Here is a 14,790-nt window from a genome sequence, read left to right on the forward strand (position 1 = left end):
CGAGACGGGCTCGGATACCGTGAGTTCGTGCGGGTGGCGATGATGACTCGGGAGTATCCACCCGAGGTGTACGGCGGTGCCGGCGTACACGTGACACAGCTGGTCGAGCAGCTGCGGCGGCTCTGTACGGTCGACGTGCACTGCATGGGCGTACCGCGTGACGACGCGATCGTCGCCGACCCCGATCCGGCCCTCGCACACGCGAATGCGGCGTTGCGCACACTGTCCGCCGAGCTGCGAATGGTCGACGACGCCGCGAGCGCCGACGTCGTCCATTCGCACACGTGGTACACGGGCCTCGCTGGTCATCTCGCGGCCGAGTTGTACGACGTCCCGCACATTCTCACGGCCCATTCGCTCGAACCGCGCCGGCCGTGGAAGGCCGAGCAGTTGGGCGGCGGCTATCGCATCTCGTCGTGGTCCGAACGCAACGCCGTCGCGTACGCGGACGCCGTCGTCGCGGTGAGCGGCGGCATGCGGCTCGACGTCCTCGCCGCGTATCCGGACGTCGATCCGGCGCGGGTCCACGTCGTGCGCAACGGAATCGACACCGCGGTGTGGCACCCGGGACAACCGGCATCCGGCGGCTCCGCGGCGGCCGCCGGCGCAGATGCCGACGACGACGTCGTGGCGCGGCTGGGGGTGGATCGCTCGCGGCCGATCGCGGTCTTCGTCGGCCGGATCACGCGCCAGAAGGGCGTCGGGCATCTCGTCGCCGCCGCGCACGAGTTCGACCCCGACATCCAGCTCGTGCTGTGCGCGGGCGCCCCCGACACCCCCGAGATCGCGGCGGAGACCGAACGCGCCGTCACCGAGCTCGCAGCACACCGCAGCGGCGTGTTCTGGGTGCGCGAGATGCTGCCCACCGAGCAGGTGCGGCAACTCCTTGCCGCGGCGACGGTGTTCGTGTGCCCGTCGGTCTACGAGCCGCTCGGCATCGTCAACCTCGAAGCGATGGCATGCGAGACCGCCGTCGTCGCGTCGGACGTCGGCGGCATCCCCGAGGTCGTCGCCGACGGCGACACCGGCCGCCTCGTGCACTACGACCCGCTGGACACCGACGGCTTCGAGGCCGGCCTCGCACGGGCCGTCTCGGAGGTGTGCGCCGACCCCGCACTCGCGGCCCGGATGGGGCACGCGGGCCGGATGCGGGCGGTCGCCGAGTTCTCGTGGGCTCAGATCGCACGCGAGACGCTCGCCGTCTACACGGACGTCCTCGCTCGCCGCTGATTCCTGGTGCCGCTGATCCCTGGTGCGCCGGTGACGGCCGATCCCCGCTGGCGAGCCGCTATCGGGCGGGGCGGAACACCGAGATCGTCGCCGACGCCGTGACATCCGTCCGCTCCGCCATCCCGGCAGCGAGCGCGGTGATCTCGTCCGCGGCGAGGTGCCGAGCCGACGGCCCCATCCCGACGACGTTCGCGACGTCCCCGCGGCTCAGCGACATCGTGAACTCGACGGTCCGGTGGCCCGTGCGCTCGAACCGGCCGCGCGCGGCGTCGTCGAGCCGCGCGAGCTTGCGGTCGTCGACGTGCACGAGGCCGAGCACCGACACCAGCTCGGCCAGGTGCCGATCGGTCGGCGTCAGGACGACGAGCGTGCCGTCGCCGCGCAGCACCCGCCGGCTCTCCTCGGTGTTGCGCGGCGCGAACACGCACATCACGTGGGTGAGTGCGCCGTCACGAATCGGCAGGCGCCCCCACGCATCCGCGACGACCGCCCCGATCCGGGGATCAGCCCGCGCGATGCGTCGGGCTGCGGGCTTGGAGACGTCGAGACCGACCGCGACAGACCCAGGACCCAGTACCCGCGCGAGATAGAAACCGGTGCCGGCACCGAGCTCGGCGATCGCCCGCTCCTCGACTGCGGTCGACTGCGCGACGACCTCGGCGAGCGCGTCCGCGAACGGATCGAAGTGCCCGGCACCCAGGAACTCCTCGCGCGCGTCCAGCATCGCCGTCGAGTCGCCCTCGAACTTCAGGCCCGCACCGGCAGCGAGCGTCACGTAGCCCTGCCGTGCGATGTCGAAGCCGTGCCCGAGCTGGCACACCAGCGTGCGCTCGTCACGAACCAGATCGTGCCCGCACACGGGGCATGCCAGCAGACCGACGACCTCGTCGAGCATCGCGGATCCCTTCCCGCCGCCCGAGCGGCGATCCCCCGAAACGGCCGTGGACCCTGCCGAGTGCCGGCAGGGTCCACGCACAGGCGCGAATGTCAGGCGCTGGTGACCGACTTCAGTTCGTCGCCGAGCGCGGCCGCTTCGTCGGGTGTGAGTTCGACGACCAGACGTCCACCACCCTCGAGCGGAACCCGCATGACGATGCCTCGCCCTTCTTTGGTTGCTTCGAGGGGACCGTCCCCGGTCCGGGGCTTCATGGCCGCCATCCTCTGCTCCCTCCAGATCTGCGCCGCTGCGCGCTGCGCGTCGACCAATGGTTCCGATCCCTCGCGGGATCACAGGATCATTGTTCCCTATAACCCGCGAATCCGGGAATGCGAGGCACCTCCCGGCGTGGTGACGGGCCCGGGGGTGCGTCGCCGACGACGCTAGCGCCGTGGGTCGTTCGGCGAGAACCGGCATGCGGCGACGTGATCGTCGACCATGCCGGTCGCCTGCATGAGGGCGTACGCCGTCGTCGGGCCGACGAAGCGGAAACCGCGCCGTTTGAGTTCGCGCGCCATCGCCGTCGACTCCGGTGTCGTCGCGGGGACGTCGGCGTCCGTCCGAGGGCGCGGCGGACGGGGATCGGGTGCGAACGACCACAACAGCGAATCGAGGTCGGTACAACCGAGTTCGATGACGGCGCGCGCGTTGCCGATCGCCGCGTCGATCTTGGCACGGTTGCGCACGATCGACGCATCCGTGAGGAGTCGCTGGACGTCGTCGTCGCCGAACTCCGCGACGGCGTCGACGTCGAACCCGGCGAACGCACGCCGGAAGGACTCGCGTTTGCGGAGGATCGTCAGCCACGACAGGCCCGACTGGAACGCCTCGAGCACCAGCCGCTCGTACAGCGCGTCGCGGCCGTGGACGGGCCTGCCCCACTCGGTGTCGTGATAGTCGCGTTAGAGCGTCGTGCCGTCGCGATCGACCGCCCACGCGCAGCGGACCGGATCGGTCATGACGTCGTACCGTGGTCGTCGCCGGTGCCGCTGCCGTGCGCCTCGTGCTCGGCGAGCCGGTAGCGCAGCGCGTCGATCTCGTCGCCGAGCCTGGCGAGCGCCCAGTCGACCTCGCTCGCCTTGTAGCCGCGCACCGTCTGCTGGAACCGCAGGGCGCGCACGTCGTCTCCCGTGACGTCGACGGCCGGAAGCACCGTGGGCGTCGTCCCGGCCGGGAGCGGCGCCATCTCCTCGGACCTCCCGAAGACCGCACTCGCCACGAAGTACAGGACGGCACCGACGACGAGCATCACGAGCAGGTACAGGACGACCGTGAGCATGCGTCGATGGTGTCACGCGCGGCCGACACGCACACGCGCGAGCCCCGCACCGACAGTCGGTGCTGGGCTCGCGTACGTCACCGTCAGCGGTGGACCGTGTTCATCGGCGGCCGATCGCCGAGCGAGACCTCCGTGGTGACCGGGACGAAACTGTCGCCGTCGACGAGGAACTGCGTGAGCCCCTGCTTCGAGTCCTCGATGCCGCAGCGCCCCAGCAGCGTTCCGATGATCTGCCGGCTCATGACGCCGAGCTCGGAGAGCGGCCGGTTGCGATGCTTGCGCACACCGAGATTGACCTGCCCGATCCCGCCGAGCCCGTAGCGCTCGAAGCTGTCCAGCAGCAGCCCGATCTCGACGCCGTAACCGGGCGCGAACGGCACGGACGACAGCAGCTCGCGGGTGCCCGCGTACTCGCCCCCGAGCGGCTGGAGCACGCTCGTGAGTTCGGGACGCAGCGCCGCGAGCAACGGCCGCGCGACGAGTTCGGTGACCCGGCCGCCGCCGTGCGCCTCCTCGATCCCCGCGCCGCGCAGCGGTCTCCGGTAGTAGCCCTTCACGAGCTGGATGCCGTCCGCCGTGAGCATCGGACCGAGCAGTTTGGGCACGAACATCGGATCCGGATCGATGAGATCCGAGTCGACGAACGCGATGAGATCACCCGTGCTCGCCGCGATACCGCGCCACAGCACCTCGCCCTTGCCCGGCCGCGGCGGAAGCGACGGCACGGCCTCTTCACGGGTGAAGACCGTCGCACCCGCCCGGCGTGCGCATTCGACGGTGCGGTCCGTCGACCCCGAGTCGAGCACGATCAGCTCGTCCACGAGCCCGCCGAGCAACGGCCGGATGGTGTCGAGCACTCCCGCGACGGTGTGCTCCTCGTTCAGCGCGGGAAGCACCACCGAGACGGTGCGGCCACGCTTGGCCTTCTCGAGTCCGGCGACCGTCCACTCGGGGCGGTCCCACGTGTTGGCGTCCGTCCAGCTCACATCGGACGCGACCGGCAGATCGGTGTGCGGCGTCGCCGCTCGTGTCAGGGTCATACGAGCCCCCGGATCGTTCGGACGGGCGCTCGGCGGCCCGTGATGGCTGCCACCATGTCGACGACGCGCCGGGTCGAGGCGACCTCGTGCACGCGGAAGACGCGGGCTCCCCCTGCTGCGGCCAAAGCTGTCGCTGCCAATGTTCCCTCCAACCGCTCGTCGAGTTCCACCCCCAGAGTCTCCCCCACGAAATCCTTGTTGCTCAGGGCCATGAGCACTGGCCACCCGGTGTTTACAAGAACGTCCACTCGACGCAACAGGGCAAGGCCGTGGAAGGTGTTCTTGCCGAAATCGTGGGTCGGATCGACCAGAATCGAGTCTCTCGGGACACCCAGATCGGCTGCTCGCTCGGCGGCGGTGACGACCTCGGTGACGACGTCGGTGACGACGTCGGCGTACCGCACCCGGAACGGCCGGGTCCGCGGGACGGCCCCGCCCGTGTGCGAGCACACGATGCCCGCGCCGGTCTCGGCCGCGACGGCGACGAGGTCGGGATCGTGCCCGGCCCACGTGTCGTTGACGAGATCGGCACCCTCGGCCCGCGCGGCGCGCGCGACGTCGCTGCGCCACGTGTCGACGCTGACCACGATCTCGGGGTGCCGACTCCGGATCGCGGCGACGAACGGGACGACCCGCCGCATCTCCTCCGCGGTGTCGACCTCGACGCCCGGCCCGGCCTTGACTCCCCCGACGTCGACGATGTCCGCGCCCTCGTCGACCGCGCGCGCGACGGCGGCCATCGCGGGCCTGTCCTCGAACGTCGCCCCGCGGTCGTAGAACGAATCCGGGGTGCGGTTGACGATCGCCATCACGAGCGCGCGATCGGTCGCCACGGGGCGTCCGCACAGCGTCGAGGAGGGCTCCGGGATGCGGTGCTCGGCGCGCGGCGCTGTCATGACCCGATTCTTCCAGAGGTCGCGGCGGTGCCGGTCGACGCGCCCGCCCGGACAGCTACCGCTTGCGTCCCGCGACGTCGTCGGCGTACCCGTCGTACCACTCGCGGTACCCCTCGTCGCCGTCGCCGAGGACGCGCACCGTCTGCTGATCGTCGCCGCCGAGCTCGTACCCCTCCTTGCGGAGTTCGACCTTCTTGCTCTTGAACGTCGACGTCGCCTCGAGCGACTCGACGACGCGCACGAACAGCGGAACCGCGTAGGACGGGAGCCGGTCGCCGAGGAAGTCGGCGAGATGCTTGCCGTCGAACTCGTGGCCGTCGCGCAGGGTCACGGCGGCCATCCCGGCACGCCCGTCGGTACCCGGGATCTCGACGCCGTAGACGACGGCCTCCTCGATCGCGGGGTGTGCGCCGACGGCACCCTCGACCTCGGTCGTCGCGACGTTCTCGCCCTTCCAGCGGAAGGTGTCGCCGAGCCGGTCGACGAACGCGACGTGGAACCAGCCCTGCCGCCGCACGAGATCGCCCGTGTCGAACCAGCAGTCGCCGCCCTTGAAGGCGTCGCGGACGAGCTTGTCGTCCGTGGCCTTGCGGTCGGTGTAGCCGTCGAAGGGCGCGCGGTCGGTGACCTTGGACAGCAGCAGTCCCACCTCGCCACGGCCCACCTTGCGCAACCGGCCGTCCGAGTGCCGCTTCGGCTCACCGCTCTCGTCGTCGTACTCGACGACGGCGTGCGGCAGCGGGCAGAGCCCGGCGGTGCGGTCGATGTCGAAGGCGTTGACGAAGGCGATGTTGCACTCGCTCGCACCGTAGAACTCGGCGACGCGGTCGATCGCGAAGCGGTCGACGAACTCGTGCCAGATCTCGGCGCGCAGCCCGTTGCCCACCATCAGCCGGACCGGATTGTCGGCGTCGTCGGGGCGCTCGGGCTGATTGAGCAGGTAGCGGCACAGCTCGCCGATGTAGGTGAAGCCCGTCGCGCCGTTGCGGCGCACGTCGTCCCAGAAGCGCGACGCGGAGAACTGCCGGCCGATCGCGATCGCGGCGCCCGAGGAGAGCACCGACGACAACGTCACCGTGAGGGCGTTGTTGTGATAGAGCGGCAGCGAGCAGTAGAGGACGTCGTCACGGCGCAACCGGACACCGAGCGCGCCGAGCCCGGACATCGACTTGAGCCACCGGAAGTGCGTCATCAGGCTCGCCTTGGGCATGCCCGTCGTCCCCGATGTGAAGATGTGGAACGCGCGTTCCTTCGCCTGGATCGTCGCGGTGACCGCGGGATCGCCGGCGTCCTGCTTCGCGGCGAGGTCGTCGAGGTCGTCGAGCGAGATCGCGCCGGCCGGCTCGGACTTCAGCGATGCCGTGGCCTCGCGGCAGTCGTCGGCGACGACGACAACGCGTGCGTCGAGCAACGAGAGGCTGTGCGCGAGGACGTCGCCGCGCTGGTTGTGGTTGAGCATGCCCGCCGACGCGCCGAGCTTGACCGCCGCGAGCGCGAGCAGGAGCGTCTCGGGGCAGTTCTTCGCGAGGATCCCGACGACGTCTCCCCTGCCGACGCCGAGGTCCTCGAAGGCGTGCGCGTAGCGGTTGACGCGATCGTTCGCGTCACCGTAGGTGAGGGTGTCGCCCTCGAACACGATGAACGGGCGCTCCGGACGGGAGGCCGCGACCCGCTGGAAGATGTGCCCGATCGACTCGCGCGCAGTGGGTTTGCGCAGCAGCAGGCCGACGCCGCCGCGTGCCATCGCGGGAAGGTCTGGCGCCATCGCGGGCAGGTGGGTGACGAGATCGCCTATCCCCACAGTCCGTCGAGCGTGCGTCTGCGATTCCGACCGGTCCGAGCCCAATGTGGCACCTCCGTGGAGTATGAGTTACGACACCTTACTTCAGAGTAACTTGAATCGTAACCCAGGTGGGATGTCACAACGACGCGGGCTCGGCCCCGTCCCGCGCGCACGCCGCGAGCGCCGCCTCGACGTCCGTGACGACGACGAGCCGGTCCAGCGCACGCTGCGAGACGAACCCCACCGGCATCGCGGTGAGCCAGTCCAGCAGACCGCGATAGTGCCCCACCGGGTCGAGCAGTACGACGGGTTTCGCGTGCATTCCGAGGTACCCGGCCGTCCACGTCTCGAAGAGCTCCTCGAGCGTGCCGACGCCACCGGGCAGCGTCACGAACGCGTCCGCACGATCCTCCATGATCCGTTTGCGTTCGCGCATCGTCGGTGTCACGACGAGTTCGTCCGCGGCGACGTCGGCGACCTCGCGGTCCACGAGCGCCTCCGGGATGACGCCGACCGTGCGGCCGCCCGTCTCACGGGCACCGCGCGCGAGCGCGCCCATCATCGACACGTGCCCACCGCCCGAGACGACGGTCCAGCCGCGCTGCGCGATCGCCGTTCCGAGCGCGTGCGCCAGACCCAGGTACTGCGCGTCGACCGGGCCGGACGCGCAGTAGACGCACACCGCGAACCCGGACGCGCTCACCACGAGTCCTCCGTCCCGACGAGTTCGCTCTCGTCGATGCCCTGCTGCGAGCGCTCGACGATCGCCACGACCTCCGCGACCGAATCCGTCACGTGCAGCAGATCGACGTCGGCGGCCGAGATCATTCCGGCGGGCCCGACGGTCGACCGGATCCACTCGACGAGCCCGCCCCAGTACTCGGTGCCGAACAGCACGATCGGGAAGCGCGTGATCTTGCGCGTCTGGACGAGGGTCAGTGCCTCGAACAGTTCGTCGAGCGTCCCGAATCCGCCCGGCAGGCACACGAACGCCTGCGAGTACTTCACGAACATCGTCTTGCGCGCGAAGAAGTAGCGGAAGTTGATGCCGAGGCCGACCCACTCGTTGAGCCGCTGCTCGAACGGCAACTCGATACCGAGCCCGATCGAGTAGCCGCCCGCCTCGCTCGCCCCGCGATTCGCTGCCTCCATGACGCCGGGGCCGCCCCCGGTGATCACCGCATAGCCCGCCTCGGCGAGCCGACGGCCCAGCTCGCGGCCGTGTTCGTACTCCGGGGTGCCCGCCGCGGTGCGCGCCGATCCGAACACGCTCACCGCGCGCGGAACTCCCGCGAGCGCGCCGAAACCCTCCACGAACTCCGCCTGGATCCGCAGCACGCGCCACGGGTCCGTGTGCACCCAGTCGCTCGGGCCGCGGCTGTCGAGCAGGCGCTGGTCGGTCGTGCTCGCGTCCCGGCGGTCGCCGCGCAACTGCACGGGCCCGCGGAACCGCACTCCGGCCGGTGTCGCTGCAGCCGGGCGCGTGTCGCGCGCGTCGTCGCCGGCCCCACTGCCGCCAGGTGTTCGCATGCGACAAGGCTAGTGCGCCGAGAGGTATCCGCGGAGAACCGCCGCGACGTCGCGGATCTGCTCGACGGGGACGTGTTCGTCGCGCTTGTGCGCGAGATTCGGATCGCCGGGCCCGAAGTTCACGGCAGGGATTCCGCGTGCCGCGAATCGCGACACGTCCGTCCAGCCGTACTTGGCGCGGACGTTGCCGCCCGCGGCCGACACGAGCGACGCCGCGGCCGGGTGGGCGAGGCCGGGCATCGCGCCCGGCGACAGATCGGTGAGCTCGATCGACACCGGCAGCCCGCCCAGGACGTCGCGGACGTGCGCGATCGCGTCGTCGGTCGAGCGGTCGGGGGCGAACCGGAAGTTCACGTCCACCTCGGCCTCGTCGGGCACGACGTTGCCGGCGACCCCACCCGAGATCCGCACGGCCGACAGCCCTTCGCAATACTCGAGCCCGTCGATCTCGACGCGGCGGGGGTCGTACCGCGCCAGCCGCTCGAGCACGGCGCCGAGCCCATGGATCGCGTTGTCGCCCAGCCACGATCGCGCCGAGTGCGCACGCATCCCCGTCGTCGTGACCCGCACCCGCAGCGTCCCCTGGCACCCCGCCTCGATCATGCCGCCCGTCGGTTCGCCGAGGATCGCGACGTCGCCGTCCAGCCACTCGGGCTGCTCGCGCTCGATCCGGCCGAGTCCGTTGAACTCGGCGGCGATCTCCTCGCAGTCGTAGAACACGAGCGTCAGATCGTGCGCGGGGTTCTCGATCGTCGCGGCGAGATGCAGGAAGACGGCGTCACCCGACTTCATGTCGACGGTCCCGCACCCCCACAGCAGATCGCCGTCGCGGCGCGACGGGACGTTGTCGGCGATCGGGACGGTGTCGAGATGGCCCGCGAGCACGACGCGCGAGCCGAGCCCACGATTCGTGCGCGCCAGCACGGCGGCGCCGTTGCGCACGATCTCGAAGCCGCTCGTCTGCGTCCGCAGGGCGTCCTCGACTGCGTCCGCGATCGCCGCCTCGTCGTGGGAGACGCTCGGGATGTCGACGAGCGCCGCCGTGAGATCGACCGGGTCCGCGTGTAGATCCAGAAGGCTCATTCCCCCAGGGTATTGCCTGCCGGTGCCCGTGAGCACCGCACGTCGAACAGCCGGGGTCGTGTGCGCCGCGACCGGCGTCGCAATCCCCGCACCGACGACCCATGCGCACCCGCTAACCTGAGTCGGTGACCAACGAGAACGATGCGAGCACCGCACAGCAGAGCGCGGACACGCCGACGCGGGGCGCCGTGGGCGTCGGACTGGCGAACATCACCGACGGTGGCGTCGTCCTGGACACCTGGTACCCGTCGCCCACGCTGGGTGACGTCGAGGAATCCGGCTCGAAGGTCCTCGAAGGCGCCGACATCCCGATCGACCTCGCGCTCGCGGCCGGCCCGGACGAAGCGCGCGAGGTGACGCTCACCGTCGTCCGCACCTCGATCGCCGACCTCTCCGCGCCGCCCACCGACGCACACGACGTCTACCTGCGGCTCCATCTGCTCTCGCACCGCCTCGTCGCACCCCACGAGGTCAACCTCGACGGGCAGTTCGGTCTGCTCGCGAACGTCGTCTGGACGAACTACGGCCCGTGCGCCGTCGACACCTTCGAGAAGGTCCGGTCGCGGCTGCGCGCGAAGGGCGTCGTCACGGTCTTCGGCGTCGACAAGTTCCCCCGCATGGTCGACTACGTCGTGCCGTCGGGCGTGCGTATCGCCGACGCCGATCGCGTCCGCCTCGGTGCGCACCTCGCGTCCGGCACCACCGTCATGCACGAGGGATTCGTCAACTTCAACGCCGGAACGCTCGGCAGTTCGATGGTCGAGGGCCGCATCTCCGCGGGCGTCGTCGTCGGCGACGGCACCGACATCGGTGGCGGCGCGTCGATCATGGGCACGCTCTCGGGCGGCGGCAAGGAAGTCATCGCGATCGGCGAGCGCTGCCTGCTCGGCGCCAACGCGGGGCTCGGCATCTCGCTCGGCGACGACTGCGTCGTCGAGGCCGGCGTCTACATCACGGCGGGCACGAAGGTGACCGGCCCGGACGGCACCGTCGTCAAGGCCCGTGATCTCAGCGGCAAGTCCAATCTGCTGTTCCGTCGCAACTCCGTCTCCGGCGCGGTCGAGGTCGTGCCGTGGAAGGCCGGGGGCGTCGAGCTCAACGCTGCACTGCACGCGAACGACTGACCGCCCCCGTGAGCGACCCCTCTACTTCCGATTCAGGCGCACCCGGCACGGGAACCGCGCCCGGCAGCGACGCACTCGGCCGCGGCCTCAAGGTCCGTCATCTCACGATGATGGGCCTCGGTTCGGCGATCGGTGCCGGGCTCTTCCTCGGCACCGGCGTCGGCATCGCGACGGCCGGTCCGGCCGTCCTGCTGTCGTACGTGCTCGCCGGCCTCGCCGTCGTCTTCATCATGCGGATGCTCGGCGAGATGGGCTCGGCGTTGCCGTCGACCGGCTCGTTCGCCGAGTACGCCCGCCTCGGCGTCGGTAACTGGGCCGGCTTCGTCGTCGGCTGGCTCTACTGGTTCATGCTCGTCATGGTCCTGGGCGCCGAGATCACCGGCGCGTCCGCCATCGTCAGCAATTGGCTTCCCGACGTCCCCCAGTGGGTCGCTGCACTCGTGTTCGTCAGCTTCTTCGCGGTGGTGAACCTCGCCCGCGTCGCGAACTTCGGCGAGTTCGAATTCTGGTTCGCCGCGATCAAGGTCGCGGTCATCATCGGCTTCATCCTGCTCGGCGCCCTGCTGGTCTTCGGGCTGCTGCCGAACACCGAGCCCGTCGGGTTCACGAACCTCCTCGGCGACGGCGGCTTCATGCCGAACGGATTCGCGGGCGTCGCGGCGGGCCTGCTCGTCGTCGCGTTCGCGTTCGGCGGCATCGAGATCGTGACGATCGCGGCCGCGGAGTCGCACGATCCCCGTCGCGCGATCGCCACGGCCGTCCGCAGCGTCGTGTGGCGCATCGGCGTGTTCTACCTGGGCTCGGTCCTCATCATGGTGCTCGTGCTGCCGTGGGAGGGCGCGGACGAGGGCAACGGCCCGTTCGTCGCGGTCCTCGAACGCGCGAACCTACCGGGTGTCGCGGGCTTCATGGAGCTCGTCGTCGTCATCGCGCTGCTGTCGGCGTTCAACGCCAACATCTACGCGACGTCGCGCATGGCGTTCTCGCTGTCGCGCCGCGGCGACGGACCGAAGATCATGACGCAGCTCTCGCGCAGCGGCGTCCCGCGCAACGCGGTGCTGCTGTCGGTGTTCTTCGGGTTCGTCAGCGTCCTGCTCAACTGGTGGCTGCCCGATCAGCTGCTCGGGATTCTGCTCAACGCGGTCGGTGCCGCGCTGCTCGTGGTGTGGACGTTCATCATCGTCTCGCACATCCGGTTGCGGCCGCGCCTCGAACGCGAGGGCGCACTACGGGTGAAGATGTGGCTGTTCCCGTGGCTGAGCTACCTGACGCTCGCGATGCTCGCGGCGTTCGTCGTCCTCATGATGTTCGATACGACGGCGCGCCAGCAGCTCATCGCGACCGCGGGCCTGTGTGTTCTGCTCGGCGCGATCTACGTCGTCCGGAGGCGGCTCCGCCGCTCGTGAGTGACCTTCCCGGCCTCTGGACCGGAAACTCGCTCACGAGCGCGCAGCGCCCACCTCCACGACGAGCTTGCCGAAGTTCGTTCCCTCCAGCAGCCCGATGAAGGCCTCGGGCGCCGAGGTCAGCCCGTCGACGACGTGCTCGCGGTAACGCACCGTCCCGTCGCGAACCCACGCGCGCATCTCTGCCAGGAACTGCGGATACAGCTCGTCGACGAACTCGCGCTGGATGAATCCGCGCACCGTCAGACTCTTGACGAGGACCTGGTTGACGAAACCCGGTAGCCGATCCGGCCCCTCGGGCGCGCTCGTCGCGTTGTACTGCGCGACGAGCCCGCACACGGGGATCCGCGCGAATTCGTTGAGCAGCGGCAGCACAGCACGCAGCACCGCGCCGCCCACGTTCTCGAAGTACACGTCGATGCCGTCCGGGCACGCCTCACGAAGCTGCTCCGCGAAATCGGGTGCGCGGTGGTCGATCGCGGCGTCGAAACCGAACTCGTCGAGCAGCGCCGCCGTCTTGCGCGGCCCTCCCGCGATCCCGACGGCCCGGGCGCCGCGTGCCTTCGCGATCTGCCCGACCGTCGCGCCGACCGGCCCGGTCGCGGCCGCGACGACGAGCGTCTCGCCGGGCCGGGGCTTTCCGATCTTCTCGAGTCCCGCGTACGCCGTGAAGCCGGGCATCCCCAGCACGCCGAGTGCCGTCGAGAGCGGCGTGTCCGCGTCGAGCTTGCGGACGCCGCGCGCGTCCTCCACCGCGTACTGCTGCCACCCCGAGTACGACAGCACGTGGTCGCCGACGTCGAGCCCGGCGGCCTTCGACTCGATCACCTCGCCGACGGTGGCGCCGACCATCGTGCCGCCGACCGGAACCGGTTCGGCGTACGACGGCGCGTCGCTCATCCGGCCGCGCATGTACGGGTCGAGCGAGAGGTAGCGGATCCGGAGCAGCACCTGCCCCTCCGCAGGGCTCGGGACCGGGTCGGTCTCGAACCGGAAGTCGCCGGTGGTGGGTGCGCCGTGGGGGCGCGACGCCAGGACGATACGCGTGTTCTCGGTCATCTCCGGATCTCCCTTCGCGGGCTGCCGGTCACGACAGCTGCTTCTTCTGCACCTTCCCCATCGCGTTGCGCGGCAACGTGTCGACGTGGCGAATCTCGCGAGGACGCTTGTGGATCGACAGTTCCCGGGCCACGAACGCCTCGAGATCGTCGGACGGCTCGCCGACGACGAAGGCGACGACCCGCTGGCCGAGGTCGTCGTCGGGCAGTCCGACGACGGCGACCTCGTCGACCGCGGGGTGCGCGAGCAGGACGGCTTCGACCTCGCCCGCACCGATCCGGTACCCACCGGACTCGATCAGGTCCGTCGATGCACGCCCGACGATGCGGTGGACGCCGCCCGTGTCGATCGCCGCGACGTCGCCGGTGCGGAACCAGCCGTCGCCCGTCCACGCGGCCGCCGTGGCGTCGGGCAGATTCAGGTAGCCGTCGAAGAGCATCGGGCCGCGCACCTGGAGTTCGCCGATCGACTCGCCGTCGTGCGGCGTCGGTGTGCCGTCCTCGGCCACGATCCGCGTCGTGACGCCGTCGACGGGAAGCCCGACCCATCCGGGCCTGCGCTCGCCGTCTGCGCGGGTGCTGATGGTGAGCAGCGTTTCGCTCGTGCCGTAGCGCTCGACGGGCGCGTGACCGGTCTGCGCGCGCAGTGCGTCGAACACCGGAACGGGCAGCGCCGCGCTGCCCGAGACGAGCAGTCGCGCCGAGCTCAACGCGCGTGCGGATTCGGGGTCGGCGACGACGCGGCCCCACACCGTCGGCACCCCGAAGTACAGCGACCCTCCCGCAGCCGCGTAGGCGGCGGGAGTGGGACGGCCGGTGTGGACGAACGGGCTGCCCACGCGCAGCGCACCGAGCAGCCCGGCCACGAGCCCGTGGACGTGGAACAGCGGAAGTCCGTGCACGAGTGTGTCGTTCGGGCTCCACTGCCATGCCGGAACGAGTGCGTCGATTCCCGCCGCGATGGCGCGGCGCGACAGCACGACGCCCTTCGGCGGTCCGGTCGTGCCCGACGTGTAGAGGACGAACGCCGTGGTGTCGGGCACGGGTTCGCGGTAGGTGTGCCACGAGCGAGCATGCAGCCGGACGGGCACGACGGGCAGCCCGCCCGTGTGCTCCCCCGCGCCGCCGAGCCACCCCTGCGCGCCCGAGTCGCGAAGGATGTGGTCGCGTTCGACGGGGCCGGCATCCGGCGGGACGGGGACGACGGCGACACCCGCGATCAGCGCGCCGACGACGGCGAGGACGGTGCTCGCGGTGGGGGTCGCGAGAACGGCGACCCGCTCGGCGCCCGCGATGCGCTCGGCGACGGCGGTCGCACCACCGACGATGTCGCTGCGCGAGAGCACGTCGTCGCCGATACGGACGGCGGCGGGATGGTCGTATCCGCCGGCCACGGCAGCGGGGTTCAGCGAGGCGAGCAGCAC

14 protein-coding genes and 1 pseudogene are annotated in these 14,790 nt (G+C 70.6%); 3 read left to right on the forward strand and 12 right to left on the reverse strand.

Features of this window, described 5'->3' with window-relative positions; all coding sequences use genetic code 11:
- The first annotated feature begins 27 nt into the window (after positions 1-27).
- On the forward strand, positions 28-1,230 hold the full coding sequence (gene glgA / locus RR1_RS00100) for a glycogen synthase (RefSeq protein WP_040773572.1): 1,203 nt from the start codon (positions 28-30) through the stop codon (positions 1,228-1,230).
- A gap of 58 nt (positions 1,231-1,288) precedes the next feature.
- On the opposite strand, the gene RR1_RS00105 is transcribed toward glgA, so the two are convergent.
- The 10 genes and pseudogenes from RR1_RS00105 to dapE all read right to left on the reverse strand — a co-directional run bounded on the left by RR1_RS00105 (position 1,289) and on the right by dapE (position 9,778).
- Positions 1,289-2,125 (reverse strand): putative RNA methyltransferase, encoded by an 837-nt coding sequence (locus RR1_RS00105; protein WP_010838527.1) that lies wholly within the window; start codon positions 2,123-2,125, stop codon positions 1,289-1,291.
- A gap of 92 nt (positions 2,126-2,217) precedes the next feature.
- Positions 2,218-2,388 (reverse strand): DUF3117 domain-containing protein, encoded by a 171-nt coding sequence (locus tag RR1_RS00110; RefSeq protein WP_010838528.1) that lies wholly within the window; start codon positions 2,386-2,388, stop codon positions 2,218-2,220.
- Positions 2,389-2,550: 162 nt separating this feature from the next.
- Positions 2,551-3,126, reverse strand: a pseudogene (locus RR1_RS00115) (DNA-3-methyladenine glycosylase I).
- Positions 3,123-3,446 carry a DivIVA domain-containing protein gene (locus RR1_RS00120; RefSeq protein WP_010838530.1) on the reverse strand — a complete coding sequence of 108 codons (324 nt, stop codon included), beginning with the start codon at positions 3,444-3,446 and terminating at the stop codon, positions 3,123-3,125. Before RR1_RS00120 ends, RR1_RS00115 begins: the two are co-directional and overlap by 4 nt.
- An 83-nt stretch (positions 3,447-3,529) precedes the next feature.
- A complete protein-coding gene (locus tag RR1_RS00125) occupies positions 3,530-4,486 on the reverse strand; it encodes a glucosyl-3-phosphoglycerate synthase (protein ID WP_010838531.1) in 957 nt (318 codons plus the stop codon).
- A complete protein-coding gene (gene folP, locus RR1_RS00130) occupies positions 4,483-5,382 on the reverse strand; it encodes a dihydropteroate synthase (protein ID WP_051111184.1) in 900 nt (299 codons plus the stop codon). The genes RR1_RS00125 and folP overlap by 4 nt, the downstream gene beginning before the upstream one ends.
- Positions 5,383-5,437: 55 nt before the next feature.
- Positions 5,438-7,228, reverse strand: a complete 1,791-nt coding sequence (locus RR1_RS00135; RefSeq protein WP_071990741.1) for a long-chain-acyl-CoA synthetase — start codon at positions 7,226-7,228, stop codon at positions 5,438-5,440.
- Between the two features lie 73 nt (positions 7,229-7,301).
- A complete protein-coding gene (locus RR1_RS00140; RefSeq protein ID WP_010838534.1) occupies positions 7,302-7,871 on the reverse strand; it encodes an LOG family protein in 570 nt (189 codons plus the stop codon).
- Complete coding sequence (locus RR1_RS00145) at positions 7,865-8,695, reverse strand: LOG family protein (protein ID WP_040773528.1); 831 nt, start codon at positions 8,693-8,695, stop codon at positions 7,865-7,867. Before RR1_RS00145 ends, RR1_RS00140 begins: the two co-directional genes overlap by 7 nt.
- Positions 8,696-8,704: 9 nt before the next feature.
- Complete coding sequence (gene dapE, locus RR1_RS00150; RefSeq protein ID WP_010838536.1) at positions 8,705-9,778, reverse strand: succinyl-diaminopimelate desuccinylase; 1,074 nt, start codon at positions 9,776-9,778, stop codon at positions 8,705-8,707.
- Positions 9,779-9,903: 125 nt separating this feature from the next.
- Between dapE and dapD the strand changes: the two genes are divergently transcribed.
- Positions 9,904-10,902, forward strand: coding sequence for a 2,3,4,5-tetrahydropyridine-2,6-dicarboxylate N-succinyltransferase (dapD, locus tag RR1_RS00155; RefSeq protein ID WP_010838537.1), 999 nt, complete (start codon positions 9,904-9,906; stop codon positions 10,900-10,902).
- A gap of 107 nt (positions 10,903-11,009) precedes the next feature.
- Positions 11,010-12,308, forward strand: a complete 1,299-nt coding sequence (locus RR1_RS00160; RefSeq protein WP_051111192.1) for an amino acid permease — start codon at positions 11,010-11,012, stop codon at positions 12,306-12,308.
- 33 nt (positions 12,309-12,341) lie between these two features.
- Here RR1_RS00160 and curA read toward each other — a convergent pair whose 3' ends face one another.
- Both curA and RR1_RS00170 read right to left on the reverse strand, forming a co-directional pair.
- A complete protein-coding gene (gene curA, locus RR1_RS00165) occupies positions 12,342-13,367 on the reverse strand; it encodes an NADPH-dependent curcumin/dihydrocurcumin reductase (RefSeq protein WP_010838539.1) in 1,026 nt (341 codons plus the stop codon).
- A 28-nt stretch (positions 13,368-13,395) separates the two neighbouring features.
- Positions 13,396-14,790: an acyl-CoA synthetase gene (locus RR1_RS00170; protein WP_143153639.1), complete on the reverse strand. Its 1,395-nt coding sequence runs from the start codon at positions 14,788-14,790 to the stop codon at positions 13,396-13,398.

This window comes from Rhodococcus rhodnii NBRC 100604, assembly GCF_001894925.1.
GTDB classification, from domain to species: Bacteria; Actinomycetota; Actinomycetes; order Mycobacteriales; family Mycobacteriaceae; genus Rhodococcus_F; species Rhodococcus_F rhodnii.